The 17,092-nt window shown below is 63.7% G+C and carries 14 protein-coding genes; 10 read left to right on the top strand and 4 right to left on the bottom strand.

The annotated features are described in order from the left end of the window. Nucleotides 1-34: 34 nt before the first annotated feature. On the bottom strand, nt 35-2,539 hold the full coding sequence (locus EN851_RS29850; protein ID WP_135930606.1) for a heavy metal translocating P-type ATPase: 2,505 nt from the start codon (nt 2,537-2,539) through the stop codon (nt 35-37). 202 nt (nt 2,540-2,741) lie between these two features. Between EN851_RS29850 and EN851_RS29845 the strand changes: the two genes are divergently transcribed. From EN851_RS29845 to EN851_RS29810, 7 genes are all read left to right on the top strand, one after another. Then, nucleotides 2,742-3,554, top strand: coding sequence for a glycosyltransferase family 25 protein (locus EN851_RS29845; protein ID WP_135862286.1), 813 nt, complete (start codon nt 2,742-2,744; stop codon nt 3,552-3,554). A gap of 623 nt (nt 3,555-4,177) precedes the next feature. Beyond that, a complete protein-coding gene (locus EN851_RS29840) occupies nt 4,178-4,975 on the top strand; it encodes a glycosyltransferase family 25 protein (RefSeq protein WP_135930605.1) in 798 nt (265 codons plus the stop codon). Nucleotides 4,976-5,063: 88 nt separating this feature from the next. Then, nucleotides 5,064-7,865 (top strand): [protein-PII] uridylyltransferase, encoded by a 2,802-nt coding sequence (locus tag EN851_RS29835; protein ID WP_135917282.1) that lies wholly within the window; start codon nt 5,064-5,066, stop codon nt 7,863-7,865. 46 nt (nt 7,866-7,911) lie between these two features. Continuing rightward, entirely contained in the window at nt 7,912-9,513 is a 1,602-nt protein-coding gene (gene murJ, locus EN851_RS29830) for a murein biosynthesis integral membrane protein MurJ (RefSeq protein WP_135917283.1), read from the top strand. Between the two features lie 276 nt (nt 9,514-9,789). Then, nucleotides 9,790-10,857 (top strand): tryptophan--tRNA ligase, encoded by a 1,068-nt coding sequence (gene trpS / locus EN851_RS29820; protein ID WP_127277841.1) that lies wholly within the window; start codon nt 9,790-9,792, stop codon nt 10,855-10,857. A 119-nt stretch (nt 10,858-10,976) separates the two neighbouring features. Continuing rightward, nucleotides 10,977-11,468, top strand: coding sequence for a universal stress protein (locus EN851_RS29815; protein ID WP_010913128.1), 492 nt, complete (start codon nt 10,977-10,979; stop codon nt 11,466-11,468). 146 nt (nt 11,469-11,614) lie between these two features. Continuing rightward, nucleotides 11,615-12,184 carry a NifU family protein gene (locus EN851_RS29810; protein ID WP_027142904.1) on the top strand — a complete coding sequence of 190 codons (570 nt, stop codon included), beginning with the start codon at nt 11,615-11,617 and terminating at the stop codon, nt 12,182-12,184. Between the two features lie 196 nt (nt 12,185-12,380). Here the strand turns inward: EN851_RS29810 and EN851_RS29805 are convergent, their stop codons facing one another. Then, complete coding sequence (locus tag EN851_RS29805; protein WP_135862290.1) at nt 12,381-12,998, bottom strand: L,D-transpeptidase; 618 nt, start codon at nt 12,996-12,998, stop codon at nt 12,381-12,383. A gap of 226 nt (nt 12,999-13,224) precedes the next feature. Here EN851_RS29805 and cueR point away from each other — a divergent pair, with 226 nt between their 5' ends. From cueR to EN851_RS29790, 3 genes are all read left to right on the top strand, one after another. Further along, a complete protein-coding gene (cueR, locus tag EN851_RS29800) occupies nt 13,225-13,704 on the top strand; it encodes a Cu(I)-responsive transcriptional regulator (RefSeq protein ID WP_245464435.1) in 480 nt (159 codons plus the stop codon). Nucleotides 13,705-13,852: 148 nt separating this feature from the next. Then, nucleotides 13,853-14,323, top strand: a complete 471-nt coding sequence (locus EN851_RS29795) for a nucleoside deaminase (RefSeq protein ID WP_127873015.1) — start codon at nt 13,853-13,855, stop codon at nt 14,321-14,323. Nucleotides 14,324-14,407: 84 nt separating this feature from the next. Continuing rightward, on the top strand, nt 14,408-14,908 hold the full coding sequence (locus EN851_RS29790) for an MmcB family DNA repair protein (protein WP_189521958.1): 501 nt from the start codon (nt 14,408-14,410) through the stop codon (nt 14,906-14,908). A gap of 63 nt (nt 14,909-14,971) precedes the next feature. On the opposite strand, the gene nhaA is transcribed toward EN851_RS29790, so the two are convergent. Both nhaA and EN851_RS29775 read right to left on the bottom strand, forming a co-directional pair. Next, nucleotides 14,972-16,165: a Na+/H+ antiporter NhaA gene (nhaA, locus tag EN851_RS29785; RefSeq protein ID WP_135930603.1), complete on the bottom strand. Its 1,194-nt coding sequence runs from the start codon at nt 16,163-16,165 to the stop codon at nt 14,972-14,974. Nucleotides 16,166-16,468: 303 nt separating this feature from the next. Continuing rightward, a complete protein-coding gene (locus EN851_RS29775; RefSeq protein ID WP_015314185.1) occupies nt 16,469-17,032 on the bottom strand; it encodes an ActR/PrrA/RegA family redox response regulator transcription factor in 564 nt (187 codons plus the stop codon). Nucleotides 17,033-17,092: the final 60 nt, after the last annotated feature.

Here is a 17,092-nt window from a genome sequence, read left to right as displayed (position 1 = left end):
CCTGTTGGTTGGATTTCGTATCTGGGGGTTAATCTCAGAGTTTCAACGTTCTGAGCCGCAATGCGTTCGCGATCACCGAGACGGAGGACAGGCTCATCGCCGCCGCCGCCAGCATCGGCGACAGAAGCGTGCCGGTAAGCGGATAGAGCACGCCGGCCGCGACCGGCACGCCAAGCACATTGTAAAGGAAGGCGAAGAACAGGTTCTGCCGGATGTTGCCGATGGTCGCCCGGGCCAGGGTGCGGGCGCGGACGATGCCGTTTAGGTCGCCCTTGACCAAGGTGATGCCGGCGCTTTCGACGGCGACATCGGCGCCGGTTCCCATGGCGATGCCGACATCGGCGGCGGCAAGCGCCGGCGCATCGTTGACGCCGTCGCCGGCCATGGCGACGCCGGCACCCCTGCCGCGCAGTTCGTCGACGAGCGCTGCCTTCTGTTCCGGCAATAGACCTGCCCGAACCTCGTCGATGCCGAGACGTCCGGCGATCGCCTTGGCCGTGCGCTCATTGTCGCCGGTCGCCATGATGATCCTCAGCCCACTGTCATGCAGCGCCCTGATCGCCTCCGCCGTGGTCGCCTTGACCGGATCGGCGACGGCGACGATGCCGGCCAGCTTGCCGTCGACAGCGACGAACATCGCCGTCTTGCCATCGCCCTGCAATGCTTCCACGCGGCCCAGGATTGCGGAAACGTCGATGGCGAGATCGGCCATCATCGCGGCATTGCCGAGCGCGACCTTCTTGCCCGACACCGTGCCGGAAACGCCCTTGCCGGTAACCGCCTCGAAGCTGCTGGCCTCGGCGATCTTCACGCCGCGCTGGCCCGCCCCATCGACGATGGCCTCGGCCAGCGGATGCTCCGACCCCTTTTCCAGGGTCGCGGCGTACACCAGCAATTCGTCCTCGGAAAAGCCCGCGGCCGCGACGACGTCGGTCAGTTTCGGCCGGCCCTCGGTCAGCGTGCCGGTCTTGTCGACGATCAACGTGTCGACGGCGGCGAAGCGTTCGAGCGCGGCGGCTTCCTTTATCAGCACACCGGCATGCGCGCCGCGCCCGGTGGCGGTCATGATCGACATCGGCGTGGCGAGGCCCAGCGCACAGGGACAAGCGATGATCAGCACCGAAACCGCCGAGACGATGGCAAAGATCAGACTGGGCTCGGGGCCGAAGATCGCCCAGGCGATGAACGCGGCGACGGCGACCAGGACGACGGCCGGGACAAAGTAGAAGGAAACGCGGTCGGCCAGGCCCTGGATCGGGGCGCGCGAGCGCTGTGCCTTGGCGACGAGTTCGACGATGCGCGACAGCGTCGTCTCGGCGCCGATCCGCTCGGCGCGCATGATCAGCGAGCCGTTCTTGTTGAGCGTGCCGCCGGTCAAGGCGTCGCCTTCGGCCTTCTCGACCGGCAAGGGTTCGCCCGTGATCATCGATTCATCGATGGAGGAGCGGCCTTCCAGCACCGTGCCGTCGACCGGGACAGCATCGCCGGGACGGATGCGCAGGCGATCGCCGGCCTTGACCTCGTCCAGCGCTACATCGGTCTCGCCGCCGTCGTCTGCGATCCGCCGCGCGGTCTTCGGCGCGAGATCAAGAAGGGCGCGGATCGCCGATCCGGTCTTTTCGCGAGCGCGCAGTTCCAGTACCTGGCCGAGGAAGACCAGCGCGACGATGACGGCGGCTGCCTCGAAATAGACCGGCACCGTACCGCCATGGCCGCGGAACTGGTGCGGAAAGATGTCCGGGAAGAGCGTGGCGACGACGCTGTAGAGATAGGCGGCACCGACACCGAGCGAGATAAGCGTCCACATGTTGGGGCTGCGGTTGAGGATCGAGTCCCAGCCGCGATGGAAAAACGGGAAGGCAGCCCAGAGCACCACCGGGCTCGCCAGGACCAGTTCGATCCAGACCTTTGCGCGATCCTCGACCAAGCCCTCCAGCGACAGGCCGACCATCGGCGCCATGGCGACGACCAGCAGCGGGACCGACAGCACCGCGCTCACCCAGAGCCGCCTCGTGAAATCGACCAGTTCGGGATTTGGCCCTTCATCGCCTGTCGGCACGCCCATGGGCTCGAGGGCCATGCCGCAGATCGGGCAGGAGCCGGGCTTGTCGCGGATGATCTCGGGATGCATGGGGCAGGTGTATTGCGTGCCCTTGGGCATCGGCGCCGGTGCCGGCCTGTCGCCGAGATAGGTTTGTGGCGCCGCCTCGAACTTCGCCTTGCAGCCGGCGGAACAGAAGTAGAAACCTTGGCCTTCATGGCGGACGAAATGTTTTGCCGTCGAGCGGTCGACGCTCATGCCGCAGACAGGGTCGGTGGCCGTCAGGTAGCTTTCCGGCTCGGACTGGAACTTCGAACGGCAGCGCTCGCTGCAGAAATGATAGAGGCGGCCGCCATGCTCTGATGTCGGCTTGCCGGCGGCCGGATCCACGATCATGCCGCAGACCGGGTCGCGCGGAACCGCATTCGCGGCGCCTTTGGGCGCGCAACAGCCGCCGTGCGAGCCATGCGTGTGATGATGGTGATCTGAATGCTTCATTTCGAAAATGCCTTGATGTCACTGCTTCGAGGTCGAGGTAGTGCTTCCAGTAACTGGAAGGTCAAGGGCTGTTTTGATTTTCCGATTCGGGCGCCGTGAAATCGATCGAACACCCCCTGCACAAAGGTACATCTCGTGCTAAAACTTTGCTTGCTAATATTACTCGCCGCATCACGTTCATCTCGCTAGATTTCGGTCGACAATGAAGTGCCTGGTCATAAACCTCGATCGGTCCTCGGACCGACTTGCCCATATGAGAGCAGAATTCGGCCGTATCGGCGTCGCGTTCGAGCGCGTCGTGGCGGTCGACGGACACAGCCATCCCGAACTCGAACAGCAACCTCAGCATCCAATGTATGGACCCCGGCAACTATCGAGCAGCGAAATCGCCTGCCTGCACAGCCATCGTGCCTGCTGGTCGATCCTGGCGCGGGGCGAGGCGCGCTACGGCGCCATCTTCGAGGACGACGTGGTCTTTTCCGCGAATGCCAGTTGTTTGCTTGCCGACTGCGGCTGGATCCCGGCCGACGCCGACATCGTCAAGCTGGAGACGTACTTCAGCAAGACCATAATCCAGCGGATGAGCATTTCCGCCGGTCATGGTTTTTCCGTGTCAAGGCTCTGCAAGTTCCATCCGGGAACCGGGGGCTACATCATCTCCAGGCAGGCCGCGCGCGATCTTCTCGAGGCGACCGAAAGGATCAACCTGACCGCCGATGACCTGATCTTCAACCCGGCGTTCGCGACATGGTCGAGCAACGCGATCTACCAACTTGTCCCGGCACTGTGCGCACAGGATCAAGTCCTCGGCGACAGGGCGCTGGGGATGCCAAGCCTGCTCGACCACGGACGCGAATGCAAATGGCTCGCCAGCGGCTTGATGACAAAACGCCGGCGGCCGATGACCGAGAAGATCAGGATCGAGATCGGGCGGGTCGTGGAATGGATCGTCGATTTCTGCAAGTTGCGGCGACGGACCGTCATCCCTCTCGCTTCGCCGGGGCCAAGGGATTAAGCAGGCTTCTCCGGGACCCACTCACAGCGCCGCCGAAACCGGGCGTAAATGCCGCCACAGGGCAGCTCCACCCAACTCGCCAAGATGCTGTCGAGCAACCGAATCGAATTCCGTTTCGCGTCCGATGTCGCGAAATAGAAACCCTGTCCTGCGTCCAGAAACGGGTCATCGATCTAGTAACCGGAAGCTCAAGAGCCGCTTCGTCGCTGCACCGCGAGCGGGCAGGCCGAAAAACGCCGAAGGCCATTGTCGAAAAAGGTAGCGGTGGAGACCAGGCGGGTCGCCGAGTGGATCCTCGACTACTGCCAGTTGCGGCGACACGCGGTTATCCCGCTCGATCCGCCCGAAGCCGGACGTTAGATCTCTTGCCGCTACCGCCGGCGTGCCCGTGCCCACGCCGCGAAAGCAGGCTTGAGGCAGGCCTTTCGGTGCCCGTGTCGAAATTCCTGCTGAAGCTCGCCAGGATTGATCTCTGACGCTGCTTCGAATGAAGGCTCACGCCCTGTTTTAGCCGCGCTCATTTCGTCGCACCGCAAATTAGCCCCAGAAATGATCAGCAATCCCTAGACCTTCACGTGCTAGACGGCTCTGGCGATCCGCTGAAGGTAAAGCCTGCGTCCGATATGAAGTGCCTTGTCATCAATCTCGATCGTTCTCCCGAGCGGCTTGCCCATATGACCGCCGAATTTGCCCGCATCGGCATCGGGTTTGAGCGAGTCGACGGGATCGATGCCAGGCAACATCCCGACCTGGTGCTGCAGCCGCAGCACGCGATACACGCCATCCGGCCTCTTTCCGGCAGCGAGATCGCCTGCCTGCACAGCCATCGCGCCTGCTGGACGATCATTGCCAAGGGCGACGCCCCGTACGGTGTTGTGTTCGAGGACGACATGGTCTTCTCTGGCAAAGCCGGTGCATTGCTTGGCGATACGAGTTGGGTGCCAGCAGACGCGGACGTGGTGAAGCTCGAGACGTTCTTTTCCAGAACCGTCATTCAAAGGAGAAGGACTTCCGCCAGGAACGGTTTTTCCGTGGTCCGGCTCCGCAAGGGCCATCCCGGGGCCGGGGGTTATCTCCTCTCGCGGCAAACCGCATGCGACTTCCTGGAAGCAACGGCGCAGGTCAACATAGCTGTCGATGATCTCATCTTCGACCCCACCATTTCAGCCGGCAAAACCGTCTACCAACTCGTTCCAGCGCTCTGCGCGCAGGACCAGTTCATTGGCGACGGGCTGCCAAGCCTGCTTGCTCCGGAACGGGATGCCGCGCGGACCGCGAGTGGACTTATGACAAAGCACAGGAAGCCGACAACCGTGAGAATCAGCAGGGAAGCCGGGCGGGCAGCGCGGCGGATCACCGATTTCTTTAAGCTGCGGCGGCGGATTGTCGTCCCGCTCGCTCCAGTCGAGGCAAACGACTAGAGCGTTTGCCGGATTGACAGCAGGCCATACCCAGCGCCGAGAAAACACGCTATAGACGCCGCCCAAAAGGCAAGGCCAACCGGTATCCATGGCGAAAATCTCCCTGAAGCTCGATGAACTGATCGACGGCGACGCTTTGCGCCGCGAGATGACGGCGCTGACCGCGGCCAGCGCCGGCGACGGTTCCAGCCAGGCCATCCGTGCCGCCGTTCTTCAGCTTCTCAAGGGGCGCCTCGCCGAGGGCCGCAAGACAGCCGAGGCCATGCTGATGCAAGATGGCGGCGGCAACGCCTGCGCCGAACGGCTGTCGCACCTGATGGACGAGCTGATCCGGGCGCTCTACGATTTTGCCGCGACGCATGTCTACCGGGTGAAGAACCGGTCCTCGGCCGAACGCATGGCGGTCGTTGCCGTCGGCGGCTATGGCCGCGGCACGCTGGCGCCGGGATCCGACATCGACCTGTTGTTCCTGCTGCCCTACAAGCAGACGCCGTGGGGCGAACAAACGGTCGAGTACATGCTCTACATGCTGTGGGACATGGGGCTGAAGGTCGGCCATGCCACCCGCAACATCGATGAGTGCCTCAGGCTGTCGCGCACCGACATCACCATCCGCACCTCGATCCTGGAGGCGCGATTCCTGTGGGGCGAACGCAAGCTCTATGATGAGCTGATGCTGCGCTTCGACCACGAGGTGGTGCGCACGACCGGCCCGGAATATGTGCAGGCCAAGCTCGCCGAACGCGACGAGCGCCATGCCAAGGCCGGCGAAAGCCGCTATCTGGTCGAGCCCAACGTCAAGGACGGCAAGGGTGGGTTGCGCGATCTGCAGACGCTGTTCTGGATCGGCAAGTATTTTTACCGCGTGCGCACCGGCGAGGAACTGGTCGAGAAAGGCGTCTTCACCGAGGCCGAGTATCGCGAGTTCCAGAAGGCCGAGGATTTCCTGTGGGCGGTGCGCTGCCACATGCATTTCCTCACCGGGAAGGCCGAGGAGCGGCTGCATTTCGACATCCAGCGCGAGATCGCCGAACGGCTCGGCTATACGACCCATCCCGGCCTGTCGGCGGTCGAACGCTTCATGAAGCACTATTTCCTCGTTGCCAAGGATGTCGGCGACCTGACCCGCATCTTCTGCGCCGCGCTGGAAGAGGAGCAGGCCAAGCACGTTCCCGGCTTCAACCGCATCTTCCTGACCTTCCAGCGCCGCAAGCGCAAGCTGGCCGGGACGTCAGACTTCATCGTCGACAACCATCGCATCAACATCGCCGACGACCAGGTGTTCGAGCGCGATCCGGTCAATCTTCTCAGGCTGTTCTGGTTCGCCGACAAGCACGGGCTGGAATTCCATCCCGATGCGCTGAAACTGCTCACCCGTTCGCTCGGCCTGGTCAACAAGTCGCTCAGGCGCGACGAGGAAGCCAACCGGCTGTTTCTCGACATATTGACCTCGGACCGCAATGCCGAACTCAACCTGCGGCGCATGAACGAGGCGGGGCTGCTGGGCCGGCTGATCCCGGATTTCGGCAAGATCGTCGCCATGATGCAGTTCTCGATGTACCACCACTACACGGTCGACGAGCACTTGATCCGCTGCATCGGCGTGCTGGCCGAGATCGAGCGCGGCGATGGCGAGAAGGTGCATCCGCTGTCGCATTCGCTGATGCCGGGCCTGAAGAAGAGCCGCGAGGCGCTTTATGTCGCCGTGCTGCTGCACGACATCGCCAAGGGCAGGCCTGAAGACCATTCCGAGGCCGGCGCCAGGATCGCAAGGCGGATCTGCCCGCATATGGGGCTTTCGCCGGCCGATACGGAAACCGTCGCCTGGCTGGTCGAGAACCACCTCGTCATGTCGATGACGGCGCAGACCCGCGACCTCAACGATCGCAAGACGATCGAGGACTTCGCCTCGATCGTGCAGTCGGTCGAGCGGCTGAAGATGCTGTTGATCCTGACCGTCTGCGACATCAGGGGCGTCGGACCGGGCGTGTGGAACGGCTGGAAGGGCCAGTTGCTGCGCACGCTCTACTACGAGACCGAACTGCTGCTGACCGGCGGTTTTTCGGAAGTCTCGCGCGCCCAACGCACGGCGGCGGCACGCGAACGCCTGGCGGAGGCGCTCGCCGACTGGCCCGACAAGGCGCGCAAGCGCTATGTCGGACTGCACTATGAAAACTACCTGCTGACCGTGGACCTGCCGGACCAGCTTCGCCACGCCGAATTCATCCGCGAGGCGGACGCGGCGGGCAACAAGCTCGCCACCATGGTCAAGACCCACCAGTTCGAGGCGGTGACCGAAATCACCGTGCTGGCGCAGGACCATCCCCGTCTTCTCTCGGTCATTGCCGGGGCATGCGCCGGCGCCGGCGGCAACATCGTCGACGCGCAGATCTTCACCACGTCGGACGGGCGCGCGCTGGACACGATCCTGATATCGAGGGAGTTCGACCGCGACGAGGACGAGCGCCGGCGCGCCGAGCGCGTCGGCAAGCTGATCGAGGACGTGCTGTCGGGCAAGAGTTGGCTGCCGGAAATGATCGAGAAACGGACCAAGCCAAGGCGCGGATCCAAGGTGTTCAAGATCCCGCCGCGCGCCGAAATCCGCAACGCGTTGTCGAACCGGTTTTCGGTCATCGAGGTCGAGGGGCTCGACCGGCCCGGCCTGCTGTCGGAAATCACCGGGACGCTGTCCGACCTGTCGCTCGACATCGCCTCGGCGCACATCACCACTTTCGGCGAGAAGGTCATCGACACCTTCTATGTCACCGACCTCACCGGCCAGAAGATCGACAGCCCGGCCCGCATCGCCACCATTCGCAACAGGTTGATAGCGACGCTCGAAGGCGCGGCACTCGAACGCGGCGGCAGGGCCAGGGCAGCCGCCGAGTGACGGCCATCATCTCCTTCTTCCAATCCCACAGGCAGTCTGCGAACGCATGAGTCTCGTCAAGAAATTCGCCACCGTCGCTTCCGGCACGTTGATGAGCCGTGCGCTCGGTTTCGGCCGCGAGATGCTGATGGCAGCCGCACTGGGCACCGGACCGGTCGCGGACGCCTTCAACGCCGCCTTCCAGTTCCCCAATACGTTTCGCCGGCTGTTCGCCGAGGGCGCCTTCAACGCCGCCTTCGTGCCGCTGTTCGCCAAGGAAATCGAGACGCACGGCACCGACGGCGCCAAGCGTTTCTCGGAAGAAGTGTTCGGGGTCCTGTTCTCGGCGCTCTTGGCGCTGACCATCGCCATGGAACTGGCGATGCCGCTGATCGTGCGCTACCTGGTGGCGCCGGGCTTCGCCGACACGCCGGGCAAGTTCGAGACGACCGTCACGCTTGCGACGATCATGTTCCCCTATCTCATCTGCATGTCGCTCGCCGCCATGATGGCGGGGATGCTGAACTCGCTGCGCCGCTATTTCGCGGCGGCCATCGCGCCGGCTTTCCTCAACATCATCCTGATCAGCGTGCTTGGCTACGCCTGGTACCATGGGCTGGATGCACATGCTGTCGGCTTCGCCCTGTCCTGGGGCGTGCTGGCGGCGGGCATGGTGCAACTCGCCATCGTCTGGGTGGCGGTGCGCAATGCCGGCATCTCGATCGGCTTCCGCCGGCCGAAGATGACGCCGAACGTGAAACGGCTCCTGATCCTGGCGCTGCCGGCGGCGATCACCGGCGGCATCACCCAGATCAACCAGCTGATCGGCACGGCCATCGCCTCGGCGCAGGACAGTGCCGTCTCCTCGCTGGCCTATGCCGACCGCGTCTACCAGCTGCCGCTCGGTGTCGTCGGCGTCGCGGTGGCGATCGTCCTGCTGCCCGAGCTGTCGCGGGCGCTGAAGTCGGGCAACCTGATCGAGGCTGCCAATCTGCAGAACCGCTCCGTCGAATTCACCCTTTTCATGACCTTGCCTGCGGCGGCGGCGCTGTGGGTGATGTCGGAGCCGATCGTGCGGCTGGTCTACGAGCGCGGCGCCTTCGCCGCCAACCATTCGACCCCTGTCGTGGCGGCGATCCTTGCGATCTTCGGTCTCGGCCTGCCGGCCTTCGTCCTGATCAAGGCCTTCACCCCAGGCTATTTCGCCCGCGAGGACACGCGCACGCCGATGATCTTCGCCGCAATCTCCGTGGCGGTGAACGTCGCCACCGCGCTGACGCTGTTCCCGAGGATGGGCGCGCCCGGAATCGCCGTGGCGTCGGCCGTCGCCGGCTGGGTCAACGCGCTGATGCTGCTTGCCGTGCTGATCCGGCGCGGCCATTGGGGTCGCGACGTTCCGCTCTTGAAACGCATTCCGCGCCTCGTGCTGTCAGCGGTGGTAATGGGGGTCGCCCTCTATTTCGCCGAGCATTATTTCGCCGTCAGGCTCGGACCGGGCTCGCCGCTGGTGATCAAGGCAACGACCGTGCTGGCGCTGGTGGCGGGCGGGGCGACGCTCTATTTCGTCACGGCGTTCGCCACGGGCGGCGCCGATTTCGGCATGATCCGCAGGAATGTGAAACGTGGCTCAGGCAAGGCGGCGGTCAAGGACCCGTCCCAGGATTTATAGTGTCTGCGCCGCCCCTCATTGCCCTGCCGGGCATTTCTCCCCGTAGAACGGGGAGAAAGAGGCTGAGCGGGCTACGGCGCTTTTTCTCCCCGTCACTATACGGGGAGAAATGTCCGGCAGGACAATGAGGGGCGGCGCGAACCTGTCAGGACGAAGTCATCCGCCCAGCGGCCCAACTTCCGCCTCTTGATCCCGTCCGCCCCTTCGTTCATAAGCGCGCCGTCGAAAGACTTTCGCCGCGTGCGAAACGGCCCTCCACAAGCCACGAGGAAATCCATGTCCGCCTTCAAGCCACTCGTCTTCTCCGGCGTCCAGCCGACCGGCAATCTGCATCTCGGCAACTATCTCGGCGCCATCAAGAAATTCGTCGCCCTGCAGGATACGTCCGACTGCATCTACTGCGTCGTCGACCTGCATTCGCTGACCGCGCAACTCGTCCATGACGACCTTGCCGACCAGACGCGGTCGATCACCGCGGCGTTCCTCGCCTCCGGCATCGACCCGAAGAAGCACATCGTCTTCAACCAGTCGCGGGTGATGCAGCATGCCGAGCTCGCCTGGATCTTCAATTGCGTCGCGCGCATCGGCTGGATGAACAAGATGACGCAGTTCAAGGACAAGGCCGGCAAGGACCGCGAGAATGCCTCGCTGGGCCTGCTCGCCTATCCCTCGCTGATGGCGGCCGACATCCTGCTTTATCGCGCCACCCATGTGCCGGTGGGCGAGGACCAGAAGCAGCATCTGGAATTGACCCGCGACATCGCCCAGAAATTCAACAACGATTTCTCCAACCGCATCGCCGGTCTTGGCGTCGGCGTCGAGATGCAGGTCGGCGAGGAGACGGTGAACGGCTTCTTCCCGATCACCGAACCGGTCATCGGCGGCCCGGCGGCGCGCATCATGAGCCTGCGCGACGGGTCGAAGAAAATGTCGAAGTCGGACCCATCGGATCTGTCGCGCATCAACCTGACCGACGATGCCGACACCATCTCGAAGAAGATCCGCAAGGCCAAGACCGACCCGGAGGCCTTGCCGAGCGAGGTCGACGGACTGGAAAGCCGGCCCGAGGCGGAGAACCTGGTCGGCATCTATGCGGGCCTCGCGGAAATGTCGAAGGCCGATGTGCTGAAGCAATTCGGCGGCCAGCAATTCTCCGTGTTCAAGCCGGCGCTGGCCGATCTCGCGGTGGAGAAACTGGCGCCGATCGCCAGCGAGATGCGCCGCATCCAGGGCGACCGCGCCTATGTCGACGCGGTGCTCCGGGATGGCGGCGAACGCGCCGGCGTGCTCGCCGAGACGACTATGAAGACGGTGCGCGACATTATCGGGCTGCTGCAGGGCTAAGCCCGATCGTCAATGCGCCGCCTCGTACCGGTCCAAGACATACTGGCCTATGGCCGGCGGCTTGCCGCCGGCCTGCCGCGGTGGCAGATTGCGGCCGAAAAGATACCGAGTAGATAGACATGGTCTCCAAACGCCTCAGCCGCGAAGCCGGTCATCGCAGGAAATTCCTGACGATCATCGATGACACGCCGGAATGCGAACGCGCCGTCGCCTACGCTTCGAAGCGGGCGCAGAGCACCAGCGGCACGCTGGTGCTGCTCTATGTCATCGTGCCGGACGACTTCCAGCACTGGCTGGGCGTCGAGAAGATCATGCGCGAGGAGGCGAACGCCACGGCGCGCGCGGCGCTGGACGGCTACGCCAACAAGGTGCGCCAGAAGCTCGGCATCGAACCGGAGATGGTCGTGCGCGAAGGCAAGCCGACCGAAGAGATCCACAAGCTGATCGAGGAAGACCAGGACATCGCCATTCTCGTGCTGGCGGCCGGCGCCGGCAAGGAAGGGCCGGGCCCGCTGGTCGGTGCCGTGGCCGGCAAGGGTGCCGCTTTCCCCATTCCGGTCACCGTTGTACCGCAGAATCTGTCGGATGAGGAAATCGACAGCCTCGCCTGAGGCCCGCCCGGGATTCATCTCCCCAGCCAGCAAAAACATTCCGCCGGCCGGCCGTTCCGGCGATGCGTTTCGCTTGAATGTCCCGCCGATAGAGCCTATTTAGAACTATTCCAAACTAGTTGCCCAAAACGGGCATGGAGACGGCCATGTTCATTCAGACCGAGTCGACGCCCAATCCCGCAACGTTGAAGTTCCTGCCTGGCAAGGAAGTGCTGCTCGAAGGCACCGCCGATTTCCGCGATGCTGACAGTGCGGCGACGGCCTCGCCGCTGGCTGGGCGGCTGTTCGAAATCCCTGGCGTCACTGGCGTGTTCTTCGGCTATGATTTCATCACCGTGTCGAAGGACGGTCCGGACTGGCAGCACCTGAAGCCGGCGATCCTCGGCGCCATCATGGAGCATTTCATGTCCGGCGCGCCTGTCATGGCCAAGGCCGGCCCCGCCGCCGAGACCAGCCAGACGGGCGAATTCTACGACAAGGCCGACGAGGAGCTCGTCATCACCATCAAGGAGTTGCTCGACACGCGCGTGCGCCCGGCGGTCGCCCAGGACGGCGGCGACATCACCTTCCGTGGCTTCGAGAACGGCACCGTGTTCCTGCACATGAAAGGTGCCTGTGCCGGTTGCCCGTCCTCGACGGCGACGTTGAAGCACGGCATCCAGAACCTGCTTCGCCATTTCGTGCCGGAAGTACAGCAGGTCGAACAGGTTTCCTGATTCTTCTTCCGCGCCGCCAGTCGATCTGCGAGCGCGGCCTGAAACATCCTATCCGCGAACAACAAAAAACCGGGCCGAATTGCCCGGTTTTCTGTTTGGGACGTCCGTTGTTGCCTAGACGGTCCGCGTATGAAAGGTGACTTCCAATTTAACCACGATATGTCGAAAAAGCGGACAGGCTTCCCGGCATCATGGCCTAAAGAACGATGACCTTGGCGCCGACCTCGGCGCGATCATAGAGGTCGATGACATCCTGGTTCATCAGCCGGATGCAGCCCGACGACATCGCCTTGCCGATCGAGTTCCATTCCGGGCTGCCGTGCAGGCGGTAGCCCATGTCGCCGCCCTTGTTGAACAGGTACATGGCGCGCGCGCCGAGCGGGTTCTTCAGGCCTGGATCCATGCCGCCGGCGAACTTGGCGAGTTCGGGCTGGCGCTTGATCATCTGCGAGGGCGGCGTCCAGGTCGGCCATTCGCGCTTGATGGCGATATGGGCGGTGCCGTGCCATTCGAAGCCCTCGCGGCCGACGCCGATGCCGTAGCGGATAGCCCGGCCATCACCCTCGACGAAGTACAGGAACTTGTTCTGCGTATCGACGATGATGGTGCCCGGCTTTTCCTTGGTGTCGTAGCTGACTTCCTGGCGATGGTACTTCGAGGGCACCTTCTCGATCGGGATGCGCGGCAGCTGGTAACCGGCATCGGTCACCGCGCCATAGTCGTTGGAAAAGATCTGCCCGCCGATGGTGCTGCAACCGGCAATAGCGGTGGACAGCGCCAATGCGCCAAGTATTGCAAGCGACTTCATGCGCATGTGGTGATCCGGTGCCCTGCCCAAACTGGAGCGGCACGAGTCGGCCGCTTTCTCGCCATCATTCATGCTGGCATTTGCTTTGCTTGCCAAGCACACGATGCCTATATGCGGGGACTTACGTGCTGGTATGCGTATCACTATGGCATTTCGGCAACATACCTCACCGGATTGTGAAGGAAATTCAATGAGGCCTGAATCACAGGCCCCGCAAAATCGAGGACCCGCCATGAATGTCGGCGACGCCGCCCACCGCTCAGGCCTGCCTGCCAAGACCATCCGCTACTACGAGGAGATCGGCCTGATCGCGCCCGCGCGCGCCGCCAATGGCTACCGCGATTATTCGGGCGACGACATCCACCGGCTGGCCTTCCTACGCCGCGCGCGCAATCTCGGCTTTTCCATAGACGATTGCCGTCAGCTGATGGCGCTCTACAGGGATCGCGGCCGCGCCAGCCACGATGTGCGCGCGATCGCCGCCGCCCATGTCACGGCCATCGAGGAGAAAGTGCGCGAATTGCAATCGATGCGCTCGACGCTGCAGAAGCTCGTCCACGCCTGCCATGGCGACGAGCGGCCGGATTGTCCGATCCTGGATGATATGGCGGGGGCGGCGTTAGTCGGCGACAAACCCCAGCGCAGGATCGATGGACAACGTGTTGAAGACGGTGATCAACGCCAGGGTGCCGAAGGGCGACAAGCCGGATAGGTGTTGGCGGTGCGAGCGGCCTTGCTACTTCTCCGTGAAGGCCGCCAGCATTGGTTCGTGTGGTATATTGCATGCTCTAATATGAGCGTAGGATATAGGCACTGCCGCTGTCCCACTGACCGGTGACCCCAGTGATCGGAGAGACCGCATGACCCGCGACCAGATGCTCGCCCACCTTCGCGCCGCCGATGCGGTCGCTCGCGAGGCTGCCGCGCACGGCCACCATCCGTTCGGTGCGGTGCTGGTCGGCCCCGACGACGCGATCCTCATGCGCCAAGGCAATATCGACACCGTGCATCATGCCGAGACCGAACTTGCCCGGCGCGCGGCGGCAGCCTATTCGCCGGAGTTTCTCTGGACATGCACGCTGGTCTCGACCGGCGAGCCCTGTGCGATGTGCACCGGAACGCTCTACTGGGCAAATATCGGCCGGCTGGTCTACGGCTTCGAGGAAACCGAACTCCTCGCGCTGACTGGCGACCATCCCGAAAACCCGACGATGAGCCTGTCCTCGCGCATTGTGCTCGGCTCTGGACAGAAGAAGATCGAGGTTCACGGCCCCTTCCCCGAAATTGCGGACGAACTGGTCTCGGTGCACCGTGGCTTCTGGCAGCGGTAGGGGTTCATTGCGCCCAAGGGGTGGGTTGTCAAATATCCAATCGCCGGGTTCAAACCGTGAACAAAATCTGGCATGGTGCCTGCCATGCCAATCATCTCCCCGATTCCCCTGAATCCTCTGATCGACGGCCGCCAGTCCGAGCGCGCCATGCTGGTGCGGCGCGGCGTGCAGCGGTTGCTGATGCAAATGGGCGCGCATGTACTGCCTGAACTGTCACTGGCCACCGGCCGCCGAGCCGACCTGGTGGCGCTGACCCGGCAGGGCGACATCTGGATCATCGAGATCAAATCCTCGATCGAGGATTTTCGCGTCGACCGCAAATGGCCTGATTACCGGCTACATTCCGACCGTTTTTTCTTCGCCACCCATCCCGGCGTGCCGGCGGAGATTTTTCCGGAAGAGTGCGGGTTCATCCTCTCCGACGGCTATGGCGCTGAAATCCTGCGCGACGCACCCGAACACCGCATGGCGGCGGCAACGCGCAAGGCGCTGATGCTGCGCATCGCGCGCGCCGGTGCTTCGCGGCTGCTCTCGGCGGAGCTTGCGGGTGTCGCGGTGCCGGTGCTCGAGGGGGAAAGCGAGTAGCGGCTGGCAATTGCGCCAAGTGTCAACGGCAGCTTCGCAGAACCAAGGCCTGCAAAACCCGCTCTACTCCCCCACTTCCTCCCCACCCGCCGCCGGCGCCATCAGCAATAGGGCGGCGCCAAGCAGCGCGGCAACGAATGAACCCGCGAGAATGCCAACCTTGACCGCGTCCTGCAGCGCCATGTCGCTGGCGAAGGCGAGCAGGCCGATGAACAGGCTCATGGTGAAGCCGATGCCGCACAGCAGCGAGATGCCCAGCATGTGCATCCAGCCTGCATGGGCCGGCAGGTCCGCAAGGCCGAAGCGGATGGCGAGCGCGGAGGAGCCGAACACGCCGACCAACTTGCCGACGACGAGACCGGCCGCGACGCCCAGCGTCAACGGCTCGATCAGGGCGCCGAAACTCAGGCCGGCGAGCGAAACGCCGGCATTGGCAAAGCCGAAGATCGGGATGACGATGAACGCCACCAGCTTGTGCAGGCCATGCTCGAGCCGGTGCAGCGGCGAATGGTCGAGATCGTGGCCGATCCCGGCGGAGCGTTCGAGCGGAATGGTGAGCGCCAACGCAACGCCGGCCAGCGTGGCATGGACGCCCGACTTCAGCACCAGCACCCACAGGATGGCGCCAAGCACGAGATAGGGCACCAGGCGCATCATCCGCATGCGGTTGAGCACGACAAGCACGGCAATGACCGCGAAGGCCGCGCCGAGATAGGCCAGCGACAGGCCGCTGGTGTAGAATATGGCGATGATGATGACCGCGCCGAGGTCGTCGATGATGGCAAGCGCGGTCAGGAAGACCTTCAGTGAAGCCGGCACGCGGCTGCCGAGCAGCGACAGCACGCCAAGCGCGAAGGCGATATCGGTGGCGGTCGGGATCGCCCAGCCGGACAGTGCGGCCGGATTGTTGCTGTTGACGGCGACATAGACCAGCGCCGGCACCACCATGCCGCCTGCCGCGGCGATGCCGGGCAGCACCCTGCGCGGCCAGGTCGAGAGCTGGCCATCCAGCATCTCGCGCTTGATCTCCAGCCCGACGAGCAGGAAGAACACCGCCATCAGCCCGTCATTGACCCAGTGCGAGACACTGAGCGGGCCGAGATAGGCGTGGAGAACGGCGAAATAGGTTTCGGCGAGCGGCGAATTGGCGACGATCAGGGCAAGGGCGGCCGCAACCATCAGGATGATGCCGCCGGCCGCCTCGCTGTCGAGGAATTCGCGGAAGACGGAAACCGGCCTTTGCTTCTGATCCTGCATGTCGCCTCCGTCATGCCGCCTGCTCGGCGGGCTTCATTGTCCAGGCGTCGGCGCTGCCCCTCACCTGCCTGCCGGCATCCTCTCCCCGTATAGTGACGGGGAGAGGGGCGCTGTTATCGCCGATTTCGCCAACCGCCGATGTCGCAACATGGCGCCGCCTTGCGGCAGGCCGCTTTCCCCGTCACTATACGGGGAGAAATGCCCGGCAGGGCAATGAGGGGCGGCACTGACCCATCTAATAGGCGGTCTCTACTGCGCGTTGTAAACTGATATTGGTCTGATGCCCCGCGTGGTTGACGCGCCTCAGCGCGGCGCGCGCTTGGCCAGGATCCGCTGCAGCGTGCGGCGATGCATGTTGAGCCGGCGCGCGGTCTCGGAGACGTTGCGTTCGCACATTTCGTAGACGCGCTGGATATGTTCCCAGCGGACACGGTCGGCCGACATCGGGTTTTCCGGCGGGGCGGCGCGCTCGCCGGTGGTGCGGGTCAGTGCGGCAAAGACATCGTCGGCATCGGCGGGCTTCGAAAGATAGTCGACGGCGCCCAGTTTCACCGCCGTCACCGCGGTGGCGATGTTGCCGTAGCCGGTCAGGATGATGGTGCGGGAATCCTCGCGCTTCTCGCGGATGGCGGCGACCACGTCGAGGCCGTTACCGTCGCCCAGCCGCATGTCGACCACGGCATAGGCGGGCGGATTGGCGCGGGCCTTGCCCACGGCCTCCTCGACGCTCTCCGCCGTCTCGACCACGAAGCCCCTGGTTTCCATGGCACGGGCCAGACGGGTCAGGAACGGCTTGTCGTCGTCGACGATCAGAAGCGAGGTGTCCTCGCCTTCAACCATAGGCCCACTGTTTTCATCGCCTGTCATCGTCTTAAAAAATTCCTGCTGCCTTATTTTTACGCAGATATAGTTTTGCGGGGCTATTGT

Source organism: Mesorhizobium sp. M8A.F.Ca.ET.208.01.1.1, assembly GCF_004791315.1.
Taxonomy (GTDB): domain Bacteria; phylum Pseudomonadota; class Alphaproteobacteria; order Rhizobiales; family Rhizobiaceae; genus Mesorhizobium.
Note: the sequence above shows the minus strand (reverse complement) of the source record. Positions and strands in the feature narration are given on the sequence as shown.

Bases quoted from the DNA above. Each gene is read 5' to 3' on its own strand.
- EN851_RS29850 (WP_135930606.1), bottom strand. From the start codon at position 2,539: ATGAAGCATTCAGATCACCATCATCACACGCATGGCTCGCACGGCGGC.
- EN851_RS29840 (WP_135930605.1), top strand. From the start codon at position 4,178: ATGAAGTGCCTTGTCATCAATCTCGATCGTTCTCCCGAGCGGCTTGCC.
- EN851_RS29815 (WP_010913128.1), top strand. From the start codon at position 10,977: ATGGTCTCCAAACGCCTCAGCCGCGAAGCCGGTCATCGCAGGAAATTC.
- EN851_RS29775 (WP_015314185.1), bottom strand. From the start codon at position 17,032: ATGACAGGCGATGAAAACAGTGGGCCTATGGTTGAAGGCGAGGACACC.
- EN851_RS29845 (WP_135862286.1), top strand. From the start codon at position 2,742: ATGAAGTGCCTGGTCATAAACCTCGATCGGTCCTCGGACCGACTTGCC.
- EN851_RS29795 (WP_127873015.1), top strand. From the start codon at position 13,853: ATGACCCGCGACCAGATGCTCGCCCACCTTCGCGCCGCCGATGCGGTC.
- nhaA (WP_135930603.1), bottom strand. From the start codon at position 16,165: ATGCAGGATCAGAAGCAAAGGCCGGTTTCCGTCTTCCGCGAATTCCTC.
- EN851_RS29790 (WP_189521958.1), top strand. From the start codon at position 14,408: ATGCCAATCATCTCCCCGATTCCCCTGAATCCTCTGATCGACGGCCGC.
- EN851_RS29805 (WP_135862290.1), bottom strand. From the start codon at position 12,998: ATGCGCATGAAGTCGCTTGCAATACTTGGCGCATTGGCGCTGTCCACC.
- murJ (WP_135917283.1), top strand. From the start codon at position 7,912: ATGAGTCTCGTCAAGAAATTCGCCACCGTCGCTTCCGGCACGTTGATG.
- cueR (WP_245464435.1), top strand. From the start codon at position 13,225: ATGAATGTCGGCGACGCCGCCCACCGCTCAGGCCTGCCTGCCAAGACC.
- EN851_RS29810 (WP_027142904.1), top strand. From the start codon at position 11,615: ATGTTCATTCAGACCGAGTCGACGCCCAATCCCGCAACGTTGAAGTTC.
- trpS (WP_127277841.1), top strand. From the start codon at position 9,790: ATGTCCGCCTTCAAGCCACTCGTCTTCTCCGGCGTCCAGCCGACCGGC.
- EN851_RS29835 (WP_135917282.1), top strand. From the start codon at position 5,064: ATGGCGAAAATCTCCCTGAAGCTCGATGAACTGATCGACGGCGACGCT.